This window comes from Variovorax sp. CCNWLW186, from assembly GCF_037203865.1.
In the GTDB taxonomy this organism is placed as follows: domain Bacteria; phylum Pseudomonadota; class Gammaproteobacteria; order Burkholderiales; family Burkholderiaceae_C; genus Variovorax.
Genome location: NZ_JBBCBO010000028.1, coordinates 42,779 through 58,932, shown reverse-complemented (window position 1 = coordinate 58,932; position 16,154 = coordinate 42,779). Strand labels below are relative to the sequence as shown.

General features: G+C 64.4%; 24 protein-coding genes and 1 pseudogene. 22 read left to right on the top strand and 3 right to left on the bottom strand.

Translation table 11 applies throughout. The features are described from left to right. The 15 genes and pseudogenes from tuf to V9K97_RS24555 form a co-directional block, all read left to right on the top strand. Window positions 1-129 (top strand): annotated as a pseudogene (gene tuf / locus V9K97_RS24625) (elongation factor Tu); the annotation flags it as partial. 21 nt (window positions 130-150) lie between these two features. Beyond that, window positions 151-465: a 30S ribosomal protein S10 gene (gene rpsJ, locus V9K97_RS24620; protein WP_007838118.1), complete on the top strand. Its 315-nt coding sequence runs from the start codon at window positions 151-153 to the stop codon at window positions 463-465. A 152-nt stretch (window positions 466-617) separates the two neighbouring features. Continuing rightward, the gene (locus V9K97_RS24615) at window positions 618-2,219 is read left to right on the top strand and encodes a carboxypeptidase-like regulatory domain-containing protein (RefSeq protein ID WP_337321272.1); all 1,602 of its coding nucleotides are present in this window, start codon (window positions 618-620) and stop codon (window positions 2,217-2,219) included. Window positions 2,220-2,230: 11 nt separating this feature from the next. Next, complete coding sequence (locus tag V9K97_RS24610) at window positions 2,231-2,764, top strand: hypothetical protein (protein ID WP_337321270.1); 534 nt, start codon at window positions 2,231-2,233, stop codon at window positions 2,762-2,764. A 243-nt stretch (window positions 2,765-3,007) separates the two neighbouring features. Then, a complete protein-coding gene (gene rplC, locus V9K97_RS24605) occupies window positions 3,008-3,688 on the top strand; it encodes a 50S ribosomal protein L3 (protein WP_157616207.1) in 681 nt (226 codons plus the stop codon). Further along, on the top strand, window positions 3,688-4,308 hold the full coding sequence (rplD, locus tag V9K97_RS24600; protein WP_028259871.1) for a 50S ribosomal protein L4: 621 nt from the start codon (window positions 3,688-3,690) through the stop codon (window positions 4,306-4,308). Before rplC ends, rplD begins: the two co-directional genes overlap by 1 nt. Next, window positions 4,305-4,640, top strand: coding sequence for a 50S ribosomal protein L23 (gene rplW, locus V9K97_RS24595; protein WP_007838129.1), 336 nt, complete (start codon window positions 4,305-4,307; stop codon window positions 4,638-4,640). The genes rplD and rplW overlap by 4 nt, the downstream gene beginning before the upstream one ends. 2 nt (window positions 4,641-4,642) lie before the next feature. After that, window positions 4,643-5,467, top strand: a complete 825-nt coding sequence (rplB, locus tag V9K97_RS24590) for a 50S ribosomal protein L2 (RefSeq protein ID WP_015867666.1) — start codon at window positions 4,643-4,645, stop codon at window positions 5,465-5,467. 10 nt (window positions 5,468-5,477) lie between these two features. Further along, on the top strand, window positions 5,478-5,756 hold the full coding sequence (rpsS, locus tag V9K97_RS24585; RefSeq protein ID WP_007838132.1) for a 30S ribosomal protein S19: 279 nt from the start codon (window positions 5,478-5,480) through the stop codon (window positions 5,754-5,756). A 9-nt stretch (window positions 5,757-5,765) separates the two neighbouring features. Continuing rightward, window positions 5,766-6,098 carry a 50S ribosomal protein L22 gene (gene rplV, locus V9K97_RS24580; protein WP_007838134.1) on the top strand — a complete coding sequence of 111 codons (333 nt, stop codon included), beginning with the start codon at window positions 5,766-5,768 and terminating at the stop codon, window positions 6,096-6,098. Between the two features lie 17 nt (window positions 6,099-6,115). Further along, on the top strand, window positions 6,116-7,042 hold the full coding sequence (rpsC, locus tag V9K97_RS24575) for a 30S ribosomal protein S3 (RefSeq protein ID WP_028259872.1): 927 nt from the start codon (window positions 6,116-6,118) through the stop codon (window positions 7,040-7,042). Between the two features lie 28 nt (window positions 7,043-7,070). Then, window positions 7,071-7,487: a 50S ribosomal protein L16 gene (gene rplP, locus V9K97_RS24570; protein WP_007838137.1), complete on the top strand. Its 417-nt coding sequence runs from the start codon at window positions 7,071-7,073 to the stop codon at window positions 7,485-7,487. Between the two features lie 55 nt (window positions 7,488-7,542). Then, window positions 7,543-7,752 (top strand): 50S ribosomal protein L29, encoded by a 210-nt coding sequence (gene rpmC / locus V9K97_RS24565; RefSeq protein ID WP_026284221.1) that lies wholly within the window; start codon window positions 7,543-7,545, stop codon window positions 7,750-7,752. 9 nt (window positions 7,753-7,761) lie between these two features. Continuing rightward, on the top strand, window positions 7,762-8,031 hold the full coding sequence (gene rpsQ, locus V9K97_RS24560) for a 30S ribosomal protein S17 (protein WP_015867662.1): 270 nt from the start codon (window positions 7,762-7,764) through the stop codon (window positions 8,029-8,031). Window positions 8,032-8,126: 95 nt separating this feature from the next. Continuing rightward, the gene (locus V9K97_RS24555; RefSeq protein ID WP_126749144.1) at window positions 8,127-8,633 is read left to right on the top strand and encodes a peroxiredoxin; all 507 of its coding nucleotides are present in this window, start codon (window positions 8,127-8,129) and stop codon (window positions 8,631-8,633) included. 8 nt (window positions 8,634-8,641) lie between these two features. Here the strand turns inward: V9K97_RS24555 and V9K97_RS24550 are convergent, their stop codons facing one another. Both V9K97_RS24550 and V9K97_RS24545 read right to left on the bottom strand, forming a co-directional pair. Beyond that, entirely contained in the window at window positions 8,642-9,229 is a 588-nt protein-coding gene (locus tag V9K97_RS24550) for a GNAT family N-acetyltransferase (RefSeq protein ID WP_258502695.1), read from the bottom strand. Next, complete coding sequence (locus V9K97_RS24545) at window positions 9,226-9,939, bottom strand: cytochrome b/b6 domain-containing protein (RefSeq protein WP_337321268.1); 714 nt, start codon at window positions 9,937-9,939, stop codon at window positions 9,226-9,228. The genes V9K97_RS24550 and V9K97_RS24545 overlap by 4 nt, the downstream gene beginning before the upstream one ends. A gap of 156 nt (window positions 9,940-10,095) precedes the next feature. Here V9K97_RS24545 and V9K97_RS24540 point away from each other — a divergent pair, with 156 nt between their 5' ends. Further along, a complete protein-coding gene (locus tag V9K97_RS24540; protein ID WP_337321266.1) occupies window positions 10,096-10,542 on the top strand; it encodes a c-type cytochrome in 447 nt (148 codons plus the stop codon). A gap of 3 nt (window positions 10,543-10,545) precedes the next feature. Here V9K97_RS24540 and V9K97_RS24535 read toward each other — a convergent pair whose 3' ends face one another. Continuing rightward, window positions 10,546-11,043 carry a TlpA disulfide reductase family protein gene (locus V9K97_RS24535; protein WP_281146695.1) on the bottom strand — a complete coding sequence of 166 codons (498 nt, stop codon included), beginning with the start codon at window positions 11,041-11,043 and terminating at the stop codon, window positions 10,546-10,548. A 90-nt stretch (window positions 11,044-11,133) separates the two neighbouring features. On the opposite strand from V9K97_RS24535, the gene V9K97_RS24530 reads away from it, so the two are divergent. From V9K97_RS24530 to V9K97_RS24505, 6 genes are all read left to right on the top strand, one after another. Then, window positions 11,134-11,679 carry a hypothetical protein gene (locus tag V9K97_RS24530; protein ID WP_337298418.1) on the top strand — a complete coding sequence of 182 codons (546 nt, stop codon included), beginning with the start codon at window positions 11,134-11,136 and terminating at the stop codon, window positions 11,677-11,679. A gap of 14 nt (window positions 11,680-11,693) precedes the next feature. After that, on the top strand, window positions 11,694-12,962 hold the full coding sequence (locus V9K97_RS24525; RefSeq protein ID WP_337321273.1) for an MFS transporter: 1,269 nt from the start codon (window positions 11,694-11,696) through the stop codon (window positions 12,960-12,962). After that, complete coding sequence (locus V9K97_RS24520) at window positions 12,959-13,414, top strand: PTS sugar transporter subunit IIA (protein ID WP_337321264.1); 456 nt, start codon at window positions 12,959-12,961, stop codon at window positions 13,412-13,414. The genes V9K97_RS24525 and V9K97_RS24520 overlap by 4 nt, the downstream gene beginning before the upstream one ends. Then, window positions 13,383-13,652, top strand: a complete 270-nt coding sequence (locus V9K97_RS24515; protein WP_258502687.1) for an HPr family phosphocarrier protein — start codon at window positions 13,383-13,385, stop codon at window positions 13,650-13,652. The genes V9K97_RS24520 and V9K97_RS24515 overlap by 32 nt, the downstream gene beginning before the upstream one ends. Before the next feature lie 184 nt (window positions 13,653-13,836). Continuing rightward, window positions 13,837-15,633: a phosphoenolpyruvate--protein phosphotransferase gene (ptsP, locus tag V9K97_RS24510; RefSeq protein ID WP_337321262.1), complete on the top strand. Its 1,797-nt coding sequence runs from the start codon at window positions 13,837-13,839 to the stop codon at window positions 15,631-15,633. 136 nt (window positions 15,634-15,769) lie between these two features. Continuing rightward, window positions 15,770-16,141 carry a DUF4148 domain-containing protein gene (locus V9K97_RS24505; protein ID WP_337321261.1) on the top strand — a complete coding sequence of 124 codons (372 nt, stop codon included), beginning with the start codon at window positions 15,770-15,772 and terminating at the stop codon, window positions 16,139-16,141. Window positions 16,142-16,154 lie beyond the last annotated feature (13 nt).

Genomic DNA, 16,154 nt, shown 5'->3' with positions numbered 1-16,154 from the left:
GGCGACAACGTCAGCATCACCGTGAAGCTGATCAACCCGATCGCGATGGAAGAAGGCCTGCGCTTCGCCATCCGTGAAGGCGGCCGCACCGTGGGTTCGGGCGTCGTGGCAAAGATCCTCGACATCTAAGCCGGACGCAAAGGAATCACCATGGCTACCAAGCAAAAAATCCGCATCCGCCTGAAGGCATTCGATTACAAGCTGATCGACCAGTCGGCAGCCGAAATCGTCGATACCGCCAAGCGCACCGGCGCGATCGTCAAGGGTCCCGTGCCCCTGCCGACCCGCATGAAGCGTTTCGACATCCTGCGTTCGCCGCACGTCAACAAGACGTCGCGCGACCAGCTCGAGATCCGCACGCATCAGCGCCTGATGGACATCGTCGATCCCACCGACAAGACCGTGGACGCGCTGATGAAGCTCGACCTGCCGGCCGGCGTGGACGTCGAAATCAAGCTGCAATAAGCACTGCGGCCCCGTGCCGCATCTTGTGACAAAGCCCGAATGCAGAAATGCAGTCGGGCTTTGTTTTTTGCCGCGCAGATGTGGCATCCTCACCAAGGCGGCGGCTTTCATTGGCCGATACGTCGGCCGATCTGAGACGAAGGCAGTACAGCATGAGACACGGCAACTCTTTGGCGTCGGGTGTGATGGCATGTATCGCAGCGGCAGCGTTGCTGGTCGGCTGCGGTGGTGGCGGAGGCGGTGGAGGGGGCGGCGGGATTCCGTTCTTGCCTATCAGTCCCCCGTCGGTGGGCTCGGTCACGCTGAGCGGCAAGGCCACTTATGAATCCGTGCCGAACCCGAGCGGCACCCTGGTTTATGCCAGCTCCGCACCAAGGCCCGTGCGCGGTGCCGTGGTGGAAGTGCTCAACGGGGATACTTCCGCGCAACTGGCCACGGCAACCACCGACGACAACGGTAACTATTCTGTGTCTGTTCCCGCGAACACGGCGGTTGCGGTGCGCGTCAAGGCCCAATTGGCGCGCAGCGGCCCGGGCCCGAGCTGGGACGTGACGGTACGGGACAACACCCGGTCCAATGCGCTGTATTCCATGCAGAGCCCGACATTCTCATCGGGCAGCGTGGCGCTGGTGCGCGACCTTCATGCGCCTTCAGGCTGGGGCGGGTCGGGTTACACCGAAGACCGGGTGGCGGCGCCTTTCGCCATCCTGGACACGGTCTACACGTCGATGCAGAAGGTGGTGTCGGTGGCGCCTGCGGCGGCTTTTCCGGCATTGCGCGTGTTCTGGAGTGCCAACAATGCGCCCTCGATTGGCGTTCTTGATCCCGCAACAGGGCGCATAGGTACCACCTCCTTCATCAGCAGAACCAGCGGCCGTGAAATCTATGTGCTGGGTAAAGAAGATGTCGACACCGATGAATACGACGATTCGGTGATCGCGCATGAATGGGGCCACTACTACCAATCGGCGTTCAGCCGCGATGATTCGATGGGCGGCTCCCATTCGCAGAGTCAGCAGCTCGATCGCAGGCTGGCCTTCTCCGAAGGGTGGGGCAATGCGTGGTCGGGCATCGCGCTCGAGCGGCGAAACTACGTCGACTCCGGCGGAGCGCAGCAGTCGTCGACACAGTTCAGGACCAACATCGATCTGGGTGCAGGCGCCGCGACCACGCCGGGCTGGTACCGCGAGCCATCAATCCAGTCGATTTTCTGGAATCTCAACCAGCAGGTCGGCTTCAAGCCCATACATGACGCGTTGACCAGCGTTCAGTTCAGGGGCAGCGTTGCGGTCACCTCGATTCATCCGTTCGCCGCCGCCTTCAATACAGTTGCTCCGGGCAGCGCTGCAGCACTGGCTGCCCTGCTCACCGGGCAGGGCATCAGCGCAGCGCCCAGCGACCCATTCGGTACCGCCGAAACGAACAACGGCGGAATTCCGGTCACGATTCCGATGTACCGGAGTGCCGTCGTGGGCGGCGGCGTAACCCAGGCGTGCGTTTCCGATGATGCCGGTACGGAGGACAACAACAAGCTGGGCAACTACTCCTATGTCCGTTTTACGGCGCCTGCCAGCGGCAGCTATCAGATCCTCGTGAACGGTCCGCCCGGATCCATCCCGGATTTCGACATCTTCAGGGGCGGACTGGTCGCCCGAACCGGCAATACGGCCGGCCTCACGGCCGGCGAGCACGTTTTGGCCGTGACGAACCTCGGCACTGGCGATCCGTGCTTTGACGTTTCCATTCAGCAGTAAGAAAGGCCGCTATGAACTCTCGTTCGATCCCCGTGATGGCAGCGGCATGCCTCGCTCTGGCGGCGTTGTCGACGCCTGCCGCGGCAGACGGCGAGCGTGCGGCGCGCAATGCCAAGCACCCAGGGGCGCATCGCCATGCCCCCATGACCTCGGCGCCACAGAAGCCCGGCAGTTCCGGCGTCAAGCTCCAATACCGCCTGGAGGCCACGCCGCAACTGGGCCGCGCTACCCCCGTCGTTCTTAACTTCGACGGTGTGACTGCGGCCGACGGCGCCGCGGTCCGCCTGGTTGCCGACCGCGGTCTCACTCTTCAGGGGAGCAGCACGCTCGCGTTGCCTGCGGGCAAGCGGTCCACGGCCACGATCGCCGTGGTGAGCGAGGCCGAGGGCCTGGCCTACCTCAATGTGTTCATCACGCAGGACGGCGCGTCGAGCGCCGTCTCGATCCCCGTCCAGACCGGCACGGTGGCGCCAGCTCTCAAGTCCACCGGTGAAATGAAATCCACGTCGGACGGCGACAGCATCATCACGATGCCTGTCAAATAAGCAAAAAGCGGCCTGAACCGGGGCAAAAAGCCCCCTTGGGCCGCCGTGCAACGCTGCTTGCACAGCGCCCGCATAGCGGGCTATAATCACTGGCTCTGCCCTTGTTGCGTCCGTATGGATGCCGTGAGTGCGGAGATTTATCAACCTTCTTTCGCAAGCCGGGAAGCCTTCGGGCGATCGGCTAAACGCTGTTGCCAATTGAAGTGACAGCGGCGGAAGAGGATCCATTTTTGGAGAAAACAAATGAGTCTGAGCAACTCCCTCGGGTTGCTGGGCCGCAAGGTGGGGATGATGCGTCTCTTCACCGATGACGGGGACGCAGTTCCTGTCACGGTGGTGGATGTGTCCAACAACCGTGTGACCCAGATCAAGTCGCAAGAGACCGACGGCTACGTCGCGCTGCAAGTGACGTTCGGTTCGCGCAAGGCATCGCGCGTGACCAAGCCCCAAGCCGGCCACCTCGCCAAGGCGGGTGTCGAAGCTGGTGAAATCATCCGCGAATTCCGCGTGACCGCCGATACCGCGGGTCAGCACAAGGCTGGTGGCGTCATCGCTGCGAGCAGCGTGTTCTCCGTGGGCCAGAAGGTCGACGTGCAAGGCACCTCGATCGGTAAGGGCTACGCCGGTACCATCAAGCGCCACAACATGAGCTCGCAACGCGCGTCGCACGGTAACAGCCGTTCGCACAACGTTCCCGGCTCGATCGGCATGGCACAAGACCCTGGTCGCGTGTTCCCCGGCAAGCGCATGACGGGCCACCTCGGCGACGTCACCAAGACGACGCAGAACCTCGATGTGTTCCGCATCGACGAAGCGCGTCAACTGCTGCTCATCAAGGGCGCGATCCCGGGCGCAAAGGGTGGCTTTGTCACCGTGCGTCCCGCCATCAAGGCCAAGCCGCAAGCGGCTGAAGGAGCGAAGTAATGCAACTCGAACTCCTGAACGAACAAGGCCAGGCCGCGTCGAAGTACGACGCCCCAGAGACCGTGTTCGGCCGTGACTACAACGAAGACCTGGTTCACCAGATCGTCGTTGCATTCCAGGCCAACGCCCGCCAAGGCACGCGCGCCCAGAAGGACCGCGAGCAGGTCAAGCACTCGACCAAGAAGCCTTTCAAGCAAAAGGGAACGGGCCGCGCCCGTGCCGGTATGACGTCCTCGCCGCTGTGGCGCGGGGGTGGCCGGATTTTCCCGAACATGCCTGACGAAAACTTCTCGCAGAAGATCAACAAGAAGATGTACCGCGCCGGCATGGCCGCCATCTTCTCGCAGCTCGCTCGCGAAGGCCGTCTGGCCGTGGTGGATTCGCTGACCGTGGATTCGCCCAAGACGAAGCCGCTGGCAGCCCGTTTCAAGGCAATGAATCTCGAGTCCGTGCTCGTGATCGCCGAAGAAGTCGACGAAAACCTGTACCTTGCCTCGCGCAATCTGGTGAACGTTCTCGTGGTCGAACCCCGCTACGCCGATCCGGTGTCGTTGGTTCACTACAAGAAGGTGCTGGTCACCAAGGGTGCCGTCGACAAGCTCAAGGAGATGTTCGCATGAGCCGCGTGAACCCTACCGCCGCTGAACGTACGTTCGAAGAAGGCCGCCTGATGGCGGTGCTGGTCGCCCCGATCGTGTCCGAAAAGGCCACGATGGTCGGCGAGAAGTCGAACGCTGTCACTTTCAAGGTGCTGCAAGACGCCACCAAGCCCGAGATCAAGGCCGCTGTCGAACTGATGTTCAAGGTCGAAGTCCAGGGCGTGTCGGTGCTCAACACCAAGGGCAAGACCAAGCGCTTTGGCAAGTCCATCGGCCGCCGCGACAACGTTCGCAAGGCCTATGTGACCCTGAAGCCCGGTCAAGAGCTCAACCTCGTCGGGGAAGGCGCTTAATCATGGCCGTCATCAAGATGAAACCCACTTCGCCGGGCCAACGCGGCGCGGTGAAGATTTCGCGGGACCACCTGTTCAAGGGTGCTCCTCACGCGCCTCTGCTGGAGCCCCAGTTCCAGAAGGCCGGCCGCAACAACAACGGCCACATCACGATCCGTCATCGTGGCGGCGGTGCCAAGCACCACTACCGCGTTGTCGACTTCGTGCGCAACAAGGACGGCATTCCGGCCAAGGTCGAACGCATCGAGTACGACCCGAACCGCACCGCCCACATTGCCCTGGTCTGCTACGCCGACGGCGAGCGCCGCTACATCATCGCCCCGCGCGGTCTTGAAGCCGGTGCAACGCTGCTGAGCGGTTCGGAAGCCCCGATCCGCGCAGGCAACACGCTGCCGATCCGCAACATTCCGGTCGGCTCGACGATCCACTGCATCGAACTGCAACCCGGCAAGGGTGCGCAGATCGCGCGCTCGGCCGGTACGTCGGCCACGCTGCTGGCTCGCGAAGGCGTCTACGCCCAGGTCCGCATGCGTTCGGGTGAGGTGCGCCGCATCCACATCGAATGCCGCGCCACCATCGGTGAAGTCGCAAACGAAGAGCACAGCCTGCGCCAACTCGGCAAGGCCGGTGTGAAGCGTCACATGGGTATTCGCCCGACCGTTCGCGGCGTGGTGATGAACCCGGTCGACCACCCGCACGGTGGTGGCGAAGGCAAGACCGGCGAAGGCCGCCATCCTGTCGACCCATGGGGCAACCTGACCAAGGGCTACCGTACCCGTAACAACAAGCGCACGCAGGTCTTCATCGTGTCGCGCCGCAAGAAGTAAGGGATAGCAAATGACTCGCTCTCTCAAAAAGGGTCCGTTTGTTGACCATCACCTCGTGGCCAAGGCCGACAAGGCAGTGACGACGAAGGACAAGAAGCCGATCAAGACCTGGTCGCGCCGCTCGATGGTTCTGCCCGAGTTCATCGGCCTGACCATTGCCGTGCACAACGGCAAGCAGCACGTGCCTGTCTACATTACCGATCAAATGGTCGGCCACAAGCTCGGCGAATTTGCGCTCACGCGCACGTTCAAGGGGCACCCCGCGGACAAGAAAGTCCAGAAGAAGTAAGGAACGACCATGTCTGAAACACGTGCAGTCCTCCGCGGTGTCCGCCTCTCGGTCGACAAGGGCCGTCTGGTCGCTGACCTGATCCGCGGCAAGAAGGTTGATCAAGCGCTCAACGTTCTGCAATTCACGCAGAAAAAAGCCGCTGTGATCATCAAGAAGGTGCTCGAGTCGGCAATTGCCAACGCCGAGCACAACGATGGCGCCGATATCGACGAACTGAAGGTCAAGACCATCTACGTCGAACAGGGCGCAACGCTCAAGCGCTTCACCGCGCGAGCCAAGGGTCGCGGTAACCGCATCAGCAAGCCCACGTGCCATGTGTACGTGACGGTTGGCAACTAAGAACGCCTGGAAGAAATATGGGACAGAAAATCCATCCGACCGGCTTCCGCCTTGCGGTTACCCGTAACTGGTCCAGCCGCTGGTACGCAAGCGACCGCGATTTCGCGGGCATGCTGGCCGAAGACATCAAGGTCCGCGAATACCTGAAGAAGAAGCTGAAGAACGCTTCGGTGTCGCGCGTCATGATCGAGCGTCCCGCCAAGAACGCACGCATCACGATCTACTCGGCTCGTCCGGGCGTCGTGATCGGCAAGAAGGGCGAAGACATCGAGAACCTCAAGCGCGAACTGGGCAAGCAGCTCGGCGTGCCGGTGGCAGTGAACATCGAAGAAGTGCGCAAGCCCGAAATCGACGCCCAGCTGATCGCCGACAGCATCACGCAGCAGCTCGAAAAGCGGATCATGTTCCGCCGCGCCATGAAGCGCGCCATGCAAAACGCCATGCGTCTGGGTGCCCAAGGCATCAAGATCATGTCGGCTGGCCGCCTGAACGGTATCGAAATCGCTCGTACCGAGTGGTATCGCGAAGGTCGCGTGCCCCTCCACACGCTGCGCGCCGACATCGACTACGGCACCTCGGAAGCCAAGACCACCTACGGCGTCATCGGCGTCAAGGTCTGGGTCTACAAGGGCGACACGCTGGGTCGTAACGACCTGCCGGCCGTCGAAACGCCGCGTCCCGACGAAGAGCGTCGTCCGCGTGGTCCCCGCCGTGATGGCCGCCCTGGTGGCGACCGTCCAGGTTCGGATCGTCGTGGTCCCGGCCCGCGCGCCGGTGCCCGTGGCCCGATCGGTGGCAACACCGCACCGGCCGACGGCAGCGACAAGCCCGCAGAAGCTACTGGCGCAGCTCCCGCTGCTCCGGGTGCAGACTCGAAACCCGCCGTTAAGCGCGTCCGCAAAGCCGCGCCAGCTGCAGCAGCTGACGGTGCCAAGACCGAGTGATCGGTCTTAGAACTACGGAGTATTAAAAATGCTGCAACCTGCACGCAGAAAGTTCCGCAAGGAACAAAAGGGCCGCAACACCGGCATCGCAACCACGGGTAACTCGGTTGCGTTCGGTGACTTCGGTCTCAAATGCACCGACCGCGGCCGCCTCACGGCGCGCCAGATCGAAGCCGCTCGCCGCGCGATTTCGCGTCACGTGAAGCGCGGTGGCCGTATCTGGATCCGCGTGTTCCCGGACAAGCCGATCTCTACCAAGCCCGCCGAAGTGCGGATGGGTAACGGTAAGGGCAACCCCGAGTACTACGTCGCTGAAATCCAGCCTGGCAAGATCGTGTTCGAGATCGTCGGCGTGCCCGAAGAACTCGCCCGCGAAGCGTTCCGCCTGGCCGCCGCCAAGCTTCCGCTGCGTACGACGTTCGTCGCTCGCCAGCTCGGCGCCTGAGAGGAGAACATCCATGGCAACACGTAAGAAAAAAGAAACCGCGGCTCCGGCCAAGGTGACCAAGGCTGCAACGCTGCGCACGAAGGACGTCGCAGGCCTGCAAGCTGAAATCAAGGACCTGCAGAAGGCCCATTTCGGTCTGCGCATGCAGAAAGCCACGCAACAGCTGTCGAACACCTCGACGCTGCGCGTGACGCGCCGCGACATCGCGCGCGCCAAGACCATTCTTGCTCAGAAGCAGCAAGAAACCCAAGCCGCCAAGTAAGGAGTGAACATGACGGAAGCTAAAAAATCCCTCAAGCGCACCTTGATCGGCAAGGTGGTCAGCGACAAGCGTGCCAAGACCGTGACCGTGCTGGTCGAGCGCCGTGTGAAGCACGAGCTCTACGGCAAGATCGTGGCCAAGACGAGCAAGTACCACGCCCATGACGAAAAGGGCGAGTACAAGCTGGGCGACACCATCGAGATCACGGAAAGCCGTCCGATCTCGAAGACCAAGAACTGGGTCGTGACCCGTCTGGTCGAAAAGGCCGTGCTGGTCTGATCGCTGGTTGAACTGCATCGGGAAGCCTCGCAAAAGGCAACCCAACTCGAAACGGCCCACAATGTGGGCCGTTTTTCTTTTTCAGGAGCATCTAGATGATCAAAGTCGGCGACACCCTTCCTTCGGCAACCCTGCAGGAATATTCCGAGGTCGAGGGCGAAGGCTGCAGCATCGGCCCGAACCCGGTGGACGTGAGCAAGGCCACGGCTGGCAAGACCATTGCGCTGTTCGCGCTGCCGGGCGCCTTCACGCCCACCTGCTCGGCCAAGCACGTGCCCGGCTATGTGCAGCACTTCGACGACTTCAAGGCCGCTGGCGTGGATGAGATCTGGTGCGTGAGTGTGAACGACGCATTCGTGATGGGCGCCTGGGCGCGCGACCAGAAAACCGGCACCAAGGTGCGCATGCTGGCCGACGGCAGCGCCGATTTCGCCAAGGCGACCGGCCTCACGCTCGACCTGACCGCCCGCGGCATGGGCCTGCGCAGCAACCGTTATTCGATGCTCGTGAAGGATGGCAAGGTCGCGGCGCTCAACGTCGAGGCACCGGGCAAGTTCGAGGTCAGCAACGCCGAGACGCTGCTGGCGCAAGCCCGCGGCTGAGTAGTTAGCTAGAGATCGACCTTGAGGTAGTGCGCGCCCGCAATCGGGTTGTGATAGTAGGGCGGCACTTCCTCGAAGCCCAGGTCTTCATAGAGCGCGCGGGCCGATTCCATGTCGTCCAGCGTGTCGAGCAGCACGCAGGCATAACCCGCGCCGCGTGCCGCATCCAGGATGGCTTCGGCCAACTGGCGGCCGACACCCAGTCCGCGAAAGCCGGGTCGCACGAACAGGCGCTTCATTTCGGCGGCATTTGCGTAGTCGGCATTGTCGAGCGGGCGCAGGGCACAGCAGCCGGCCACGTGCGCCAGCGTTCCGTTGGGACGCATCAGGGTGGGCGCCTGTTGTCCCGCCGCTTCCTTGATATGAGCCGCGTCGACCAAGGCCAGCAGCAGGGCACCGCGCGGCTCCGCGTAGTCGCCCGGAAGCGTGGCAACTTCTTCTTCGAAATTCTGGAAGCACAGGTCGATGCCCAGCGAAGCCGCGTAGTCGCGAAAGATCGCGCGTGCCGCATCGAGCTCATGGGCTTCGTCGGGCGCGAGGAGCACGACGGCCGGCGTGTCGGCCAGCGGCAGAGGGCGTGAAACCGAAAAGCTCATACGCGCAGCGACGCAACCCAGTACGCCACGCCCGCGCACACCGCGAACAGAACCAGCGCGAGTCCGCGGGAGGCGGCGTCGTCCCGGCTGGGCGCCACTTGGCTGCCGGCCGGCCTGATCAGCTTGTCGCCCGAAACCATGGGCCGCACCAGTCGATGCCGCTTGACCAGCACATAGAACAGCACCGCCAGCACATGCAGGCTGACCAGCGCGATCACGATCGTTTTTCCCTGCCCCTTGTGCCAGCCGGTTGCAAGGCTCACTACCTCGCCTGACACAAAGCGCGTGAGCGGGCCCGCCGCGGAAATTTCATCGTCCGCCACCAGCCCGGTGGCAACCTGAAGGGCCAGCACCGCGAGAACGGCAAATACCGACAGGGCGCCAAGCGGCGTGTGGCCGATCACGTGGTCCGGATGAGCCCGCCCGCGCAGATAGGCGACGACGGAGCCCGGCCCGTAGAAGAACGAGGCAAAGCGCGACCAGCGTCCGCCCACGAAGCCCCACAGCAAGCGAAACAGCAGCAGGGCAAGCACCGCGTAGCCCAGGCGGAAGTGCCATTCCATGACGCCGCCCAGCCCGGTAGCGATCAGGCCGATGACTGCAACGCTCAACGCCCAGTGAAAAACACGCGTTGGCAGATCCCAGATGCGCGCCCGCACAGGGGTGTCAGGCGCTGCGGCACGCATGGCGGCCACGGAGGAGTCGGTCATCGAAGAGGAAAAGTGCGCAAAAACTGCGGAAGGCGCAGATTAGCAAAGTCTGGGCCGCCGCATGCATCGGGTTGTTGCTATGCAGGCCGCAAGGCCGCCCCTACACTCGGCGCGGCGCCGCTGTCGGCGGTGCCGAACCAACTACAAGGACCCCCGATGATTCGACTTGCTTCGTTTGCGCTGGCCGCTGTCTGCGCCGCGATTTCCCTGCCGGCCTCGGCCCAGTTCGCCAAGCCTGAGGACGCCATCAAGTACCGCCAGAGCGCGCTGTTCGTGATGGGCCAGCATTTCAGCCGCATCGGCGCCATGGCCAATGGGCGTGTTCCGTTCGACGCGGCGGCCGCAGCGGCCAATGCCGACGTCGTGGCCGAAATGGCCAAGCTGCCTTGGGCCGCATTTGGCGCCGGCACCGAGGGCGGCAAGAGCAAGCCCGAGGTCTGGAAGGAAACCGCCAAGTTCAAGGAACACCAGGACAAGATGGTTGCCGAAACCGGCAAACTGGCTGTCGCCGCCAAGGCCGGCAATATCGACGCGCTCAAGGCCCAGTTCGGCACCACCGCCGGCAGCTGCAAGGCCTGCCACGACAGCTTCCGCAACCAGTGAGCTTCAAGCCTCCGCGAGCAGTTTCTCGATCAGCTTGTGGAGCTCGGCGAAATCGGGCTCGCCCACGTAGCGCTTCACGATTTCACCCTTCTTGTTGACCAGGTAGGTGGTGGGCGTGAGCTTCACGTCCCCCCAGGCCTGCGCCACGCTGCCGGTGTTGTCGATGGCCACCTTGAACGGCAGCTTGCGCGTTTCGGCAAAATTGACGACGTAGCTCGGCGGGTCGTAGCTCATGGCCACGGCCAGCGTGTCATAACCCTTTGACTTGTACTTGTCGTAGGTCGCGATGACCTTCGGCATTTCAGCCACGCAGGTCACGCAACTGGTGGCCCAGAAGTTGACCAGGGTGACCTTGCCCTTCAGGTCGTCGGTGCTCTTCTTGCTGCCGTCGAGCAGCACGAAGGTCGATGCCGGCGCCGCCGTGGCGCCGGAGCCGAAGTACACGCCCACGCCGGCGGCCATTGCAAGGACGACTGCTGCGGCGGCGATGTATTTTTTCATGGCTACTGAAAGAGGAGGGCGGCGCGATTTTAGTTCCGCCGGGCCGATCGCGCTGGAGCCTGCCTCAAGCGGCTCGATAATCGCTCTCCGATGCCGTCGCCCGTTCTCCGCTCCTGGCCTGCGCTGTTCGCGGCCACCGCCGCCGTTGCGCTTGCCGCCTGCAGCCCGACCTTCAACTGGCGCGAGACGCCGATTGCCGACGCCGGTCTGGTCGCGCTGCTGCCCTGCAAGCCAGATCGCGCCCATCGCGCCTTGCCCCTTGGCGCCGAGTCCGTCCAGGTCGATATGGCGGGCTGCGAAGCGGGCGGCGCAACCTTTGCCATTGCCCATGCATCCGCCGGCAGTCCCGAGCAGGCCGAGACCTGGCTCACTGCATGGCGCGCGGCCACCCGGAGCCAGTTGGGCAATGCGCAGGTGACGGAAGCGCCGGCAACGCTGAAACGCGCCACCGCGTCGCCCGCACCGGTAAGGCTCGACGCCCAGCCGCCGCAGCAGGGCGCCGCACCCGTCCAGGTTCTCTGGTTTGCCCAATCGCAAAAAGACGGCCGTGTTTCGCTCTACCAGGCCACGGTGCTCGGGCGGCCCACCGCGCCCGACGCGGCCGCAACCTTCTTCGACGGCCTGCGTCTTCCGTGAACGCCGCGAGTTCCCTGAACGGCGGCCTGCTCGCCGGACGGCGGCGGATTGCCACCGTTTTCCTGGCCTTTGCCGTCGCCTACTTCTTTTCGACGCTGGTGCGTGCCATTACCGCCACGCTCTCGCCGACGCTCACCGCCGAGTTCGAACTCGAATCGCGCGATCTCGGCCTGCTGGCCGGCGGCTACTTCCTGGGTTTTGCCTTCACGCAGCTTCCCATGGGCACCTGGCTCGACCGGCACGGCCCGAAGCGCGTGATCGTCTGCTTCTTGGCCGTCGCGGTCATCGGCTGCCTGCTGTTTTCCGCGGCGACCAATTTCCCGCTGCTGCTCGCCGCACGCGTGCTGACCGGTGTCGGCGTGAGCGCCTGCCTGATGGCGCCGCTCACCGGCTACCGCCGCTGGCTGACCCCGCCAATGCAGCTGCGCAGCAACTCGTGGATGCTGATGGTGGGCTCTTTCGGCCTCGTCGGCGCCACGCTTCCGGTGCAATGGCTGATGCCGTTCCTGGGATGGCGGCCGCTGTTCTGGCTGCTGGCGGCGGGCATCGTGGTGTCGATGGCGCTGATTGCCTGGGCTGCGCCCGCATGGCAGGGCGAGAGCGCCGCCGATGCTCGCAAAGAGGGGGCCAACGGGAGTGAGCCGGCGCAAGGCGGATACGCCGCCGTGTGGCGCGACCCGTTTTTCCGCAAGCTCGCGCCGGTCGGCTTCTTCAACTATGGCGGGTTCGTTGCCATGCAGACGCTCTGGGTGGTGCCCTGGCTCACCCGTGTGGCGGGCTACACGCCACAAGAGGCGGCCGGCGCCCTGTTCTGGATCAGCATCGCGCTGCTTGCCACTTACTGGCTCTGGGGCGTGACCAATCCAAGGCTCGCGCACCGCGGCATTCCGGCGACCCGGCTTTTGACTTGGGGCATGCCGCTCGCGATGCTCGCACTTGCTCTTGTTTTGATAGCTGGCCCCGCCGCAGGCACCGTCGCCTGGATCTGCTTTCTGTGCATTTCCACGGTGGTCACATTGGCCCAGCCCGCCGTGGCCCTTGCCTTGCCTCCCGCCCTCGCGGGGCGTGCGCTGTCGGCCTACAACCTGGTGGTTTTCGCAGGTGTATTCGTCGTGCAGTGGGGCATCGGCTTGCTGATCGACCTGTTTGCCCGCGCCGGGCTCGACACCGTCGGCTCCTTCCGCGCGGCCTTGGCCGTTTTCCTGGCCTGCTGCGTTATGTCGTATACCTACTTCCTTTGGGCGCCCCCGCATAATCGGCGCGTAGTTCCCGGACCCGCATGAACAGCATTCTCATCATTGCCCACTCACCGTTCGCGCAGGCGCTGCGGCGGTGCGCGCTGCATGTGTTCCCCGATTGCGAGCAGGCCGTGGTTGCGCTCGACGTGCTGCCCAACGTGTCGCCCGAAGAAACGCTGGCCGCGGCCCGCATCACGCTCGAACAGCAGCTCAGCGCGCCTCGCTCGCAGGTGCTGGTGCTGGCCGACGTATTCGGCGCAACCCCTTGCAACGTGGCCCAGAAGCTGGTGGACGGCGTCCGCTCGCGGCTGGTGGCGGGCGTCAACCTGCCGATGCTGCTGCGGGCGGTAACCTATCGCCACGAGCCGCTCGATACGCTGGTGCAGCGCGCCATCGCGGGCGGCACCGCCGGCGTCATGCAGGTGGCCGTGGCCGCACCCCAGAACCAGGCGAAGAGAAAGCACAGTGATCAAGAAATCCGTGACCATCAGCAATAAGCTGGGCTTGCATGCACGCGCATCCGCCAAGCTCACCAAACTCGCAGGCAGCTTTCCCTGCGAGGTGTGGCTCTCGCGCGGCGACCGCCGCATCAATGCCAAGAGCATCATGGGCGTGATGATGCTCGCCGCCGGGCTGGGCTCGACCGTCGAGCTCGAAACGAACGGCCAGCAGGAAGAAGAAGCGATGGACGCCATCGTTCAGCTGATGAACGACAAGTTCGGCGAAGGCGAATGAATGTGGCCCCCACGCTCCGCACTGCGTGTCGTCGCTGCCCCCCGAGGGGGCTCGGCCGCCTTGGGGCGGCCCGGCGGCGGCCGATGTGGCCCTCACGCTCCACACTGCGCGTCGCCGCTGCCCCTGAGGGGCTCGGCCGTCTTGGGGCGGCCCGGCGGCGGCCGGTAACCTTCGGCCAGCTTCCATGACCTTCGCAGTCCACGGTCTTCCCGTCGCCCGTGGCATTGCCATCGGCCGCGCGGTGCTGGTGGTGTCGAGCCGCATCGACGTGGCCCACTACTTCATCAAGCCCGAAGAGATCGAGACCGAGATCGATCGTGTCCGCACGGCGCGCAACGCGGTGGCCGACGAGCTCGCCAAGCTGCAGACCAGCGTCGCGCAGATGGGCCCGAACGACGCGCCGCACGAGCTTGCGGCCCTGCTCGAAGTGCACCAGATGCTGCTGCAGGACGAGGCGCTCACCGGCGGCGTGAAGCACTGGATTACCGACCGCCTCTACAACGCCGAGTGGGCGCTGACCACGCAGCTAGAGATCATCGCGCGCCAGTTCGACGAGATGGAGGATGAGTACCTGCGCGAGCGCAAGGCCGACCTCGAACAGGTGGTCGAGCGGCTGCTGCACCGCATGAAGGGCACGGCCGCGGTGCTCGCGCCGAGCCCGCCGCGCCGCAAGCGCCCCGCCGCCGAGGACGACGATGACCCGACCGCGGGGGACGGCATCGATGCGCCGCTGGTGCTGATTGCGCACGACCTGTCACCGGCCGACATGCTCCAGTTCAAGAAGAGCGTGTTCGCAGGCTTCGTGACCGACGTGGGCGGGCGCACCTCGCACACCGCCATCGTCGCGCGCAGCATGGACATTCCGGCCGTGGTGGGCGCGCGCACCGCGAGCCAGCTGGTGCGCCAGGACGACTGGGTGATCATCGACGGCGATGCCGGCGTGGTGATCGTCGACCCATCGCCCATCATTCTTGCAGAGTACGGCTTCAAGCAGCGCCAGGGCGACCTCGAGCGCGGCCGGCTCGCGCGCCTGCGCCACAAGCCCGCGGTCACCCTCGACGGCCAGCGCGTCGAGCTGCTCGCCAACATCGAGATGCCCGAGGACACGGCCGGCGCCATGAAGGCCGGTGCGGTCGGCGTCGGGCTGTTTCGCAGCGAGTTCCTGTTCATGGGCCGCGAGTCGCAGCGCCAGACCCGGCTGCCCGACGAAGAAGAGCAATACCAGGCCTACAAGCGCGCGGTGGAGGGCATGCAGGGTATGCCGGTCACCATTCGCACCATCGACGTGGGCGCCGACAAGCCGCTCGACGGCAAGGCGGGCATCAAGCAGGAGCACCTGAACCCCGCGCTCGGCTTGCGCGCCATTCGCTGGAGCCTGGCCGATCCGGCGATGTTCCTCACGCAGTTGCGCGCCATCCTGCGTGCGGCGGCGCACGGCGAAATCCACCTGCTGATTCCCATGCTCGCGCATGCCAGCGAAATTCGCCAGACGCTCTCGCTGATCGAGTTTGCGCGCACCGAGCTCGACAACCGGGGCGCCGTGTACGGCAAAGTGAAGCTCGGCGCCATGATCGAGATTCCGGCCGCCGCGCTCACGCTCAAGACCTTCCTGAAGTACTTCGACTTCCTGTCGATCGGCACCAACGACCTGATCCAGTACACGCTGGCCATCGACCGCGCCGACGAGGCCGTGGCCCATCTCTACGACCCCGCCCACCCGGCAGTGCTGAAGCTCGTGGCCGACACCATTGCCGAATGCCGCCGCCAGGGCAAGGGCGTGGCCGTGTGCGGCGAAATGGCCGGCGACGTGGCCTTCACGCGGCTGCTGCTCGGCCTTGGCTTGCGCAGCTTCTCGATGCATCCCTCGCGCATCCTCGCCGTCAAGCAGGAAGTGCTGCGTGCCGACACCGGCAAGCTCGAAGCGTGGGCCAAGAGCGTGCTCGAGTCGGACGATCCGGCGTCGGTTCTCGCTGGAAACTAGTTCTTCCGGCTTCAATTCGCTCAAAGGCAGGGGCGAAGAGAAATAAAACGAAACACGCCGAAACGGCAGTGAAAGGACTTGTCGCGCCGCGGCAAGCACCATCAGGTCTCCTCTTCCACAACAGAAAGGCCTGATCATGAAAGCTCTCTCCCTCACCCAGATCGTCACCGTCGGCTCGTTCGCTTTGCTCGCCGCCGCCGGCGCCAAGGCGGAAACCTACGAAGGCGTCCAGCCGCTCGCCTCGGCCAAGAGCCGCGCCGAAGTCAACGCCGAAGCCATGCGCACGGCTTCGGCACCCGACCAGAACGTGGTGCGCGGCTCGCGCGGCGCCGAGACCATGGCTACGTCGAGGGACCGCGCCGGCGTTGTCTTCGAAGCCATGCGCACCGCCGCCGCGCCCGACCAGAACGTGACCTCGGGCTCGCGCGTGAACAGCAAGGTCGTCTCCACGCTGCAGAACCCGGTCGACGCCCGTGCCGCAGCCGCCGGCAACAGCAACAAGCTTTAAGACCCCGCCGCAG

Bases quoted from the DNA above. Each gene is read 5' to 3' on its own strand.
- V9K97_RS24530 (WP_337298418.1), top strand. From the start codon at position 11,134: ATGCCGTCGCCCGTTCTCCGCTCCTGGCCTGCGCTGTTCGCGGCCACC.
- rplV (WP_007838134.1), top strand. From the start codon at position 5,766: ATGTCTGAAACACGTGCAGTCCTCCGCGGTGTCCGCCTCTCGGTCGAC.
- rplB (WP_015867666.1), top strand. From the start codon at position 4,643: ATGGCCGTCATCAAGATGAAACCCACTTCGCCGGGCCAACGCGGCGCG.
- V9K97_RS24520 (WP_337321264.1), top strand. From the start codon at position 12,959: ATGAACAGCATTCTCATCATTGCCCACTCACCGTTCGCGCAGGCGCTG.
- V9K97_RS24540 (WP_337321266.1), top strand. From the start codon at position 10,096: ATGATTCGACTTGCTTCGTTTGCGCTGGCCGCTGTCTGCGCCGCGATT.
- rpsC (WP_028259872.1), top strand. From the start codon at position 6,116: ATGGGACAGAAAATCCATCCGACCGGCTTCCGCCTTGCGGTTACCCGT.
- V9K97_RS24550 (WP_258502695.1), bottom strand. From the start codon at position 9,229: ATGAGCTTTTCGGTTTCACGCCCTCTGCCGCTGGCCGACACGCCGGCC.
- V9K97_RS24545 (WP_337321268.1), bottom strand. From the start codon at position 9,939: ATGACCGACTCCTCCGTGGCCGCCATGCGTGCCGCAGCGCCTGACACC.
- V9K97_RS24610 (WP_337321270.1), top strand. From the start codon at position 2,231: ATGAACTCTCGTTCGATCCCCGTGATGGCAGCGGCATGCCTCGCTCTG.
- rplP (WP_007838137.1), top strand. From the start codon at position 7,071: ATGCTGCAACCTGCACGCAGAAAGTTCCGCAAGGAACAAAAGGGCCGC.
- V9K97_RS24535 (WP_281146695.1), bottom strand. From the start codon at position 11,043: ATGAAAAAATACATCGCCGCCGCAGCAGTCGTCCTTGCAATGGCCGCC.
- V9K97_RS24615 (WP_337321272.1), top strand. From the start codon at position 618: ATGAGACACGGCAACTCTTTGGCGTCGGGTGTGATGGCATGTATCGCA.
- rpsS (WP_007838132.1), top strand. From the start codon at position 5,478: ATGACTCGCTCTCTCAAAAAGGGTCCGTTTGTTGACCATCACCTCGTG.
- rpsJ (WP_007838118.1), top strand. From the start codon at position 151: ATGGCTACCAAGCAAAAAATCCGCATCCGCCTGAAGGCATTCGATTAC.
- rplW (WP_007838129.1), top strand. From the start codon at position 4,305: ATGAGCCGCGTGAACCCTACCGCCGCTGAACGTACGTTCGAAGAAGGC.
- rpsQ (WP_015867662.1), top strand. From the start codon at position 7,762: ATGACGGAAGCTAAAAAATCCCTCAAGCGCACCTTGATCGGCAAGGTG.
- V9K97_RS24505 (WP_337321261.1), top strand. From the start codon at position 15,770: ATGAAAGCTCTCTCCCTCACCCAGATCGTCACCGTCGGCTCGTTCGCT.
- ptsP (WP_337321262.1), top strand. From the start codon at position 13,837: ATGACCTTCGCAGTCCACGGTCTTCCCGTCGCCCGTGGCATTGCCATC.
- rplD (WP_028259871.1), top strand. From the start codon at position 3,688: ATGCAACTCGAACTCCTGAACGAACAAGGCCAGGCCGCGTCGAAGTAC.
- V9K97_RS24555 (WP_126749144.1), top strand. From the start codon at position 8,127: ATGATCAAAGTCGGCGACACCCTTCCTTCGGCAACCCTGCAGGAATAT.
- rplC (WP_157616207.1), top strand. From the start codon at position 3,008: ATGAGTCTGAGCAACTCCCTCGGGTTGCTGGGCCGCAAGGTGGGGATG.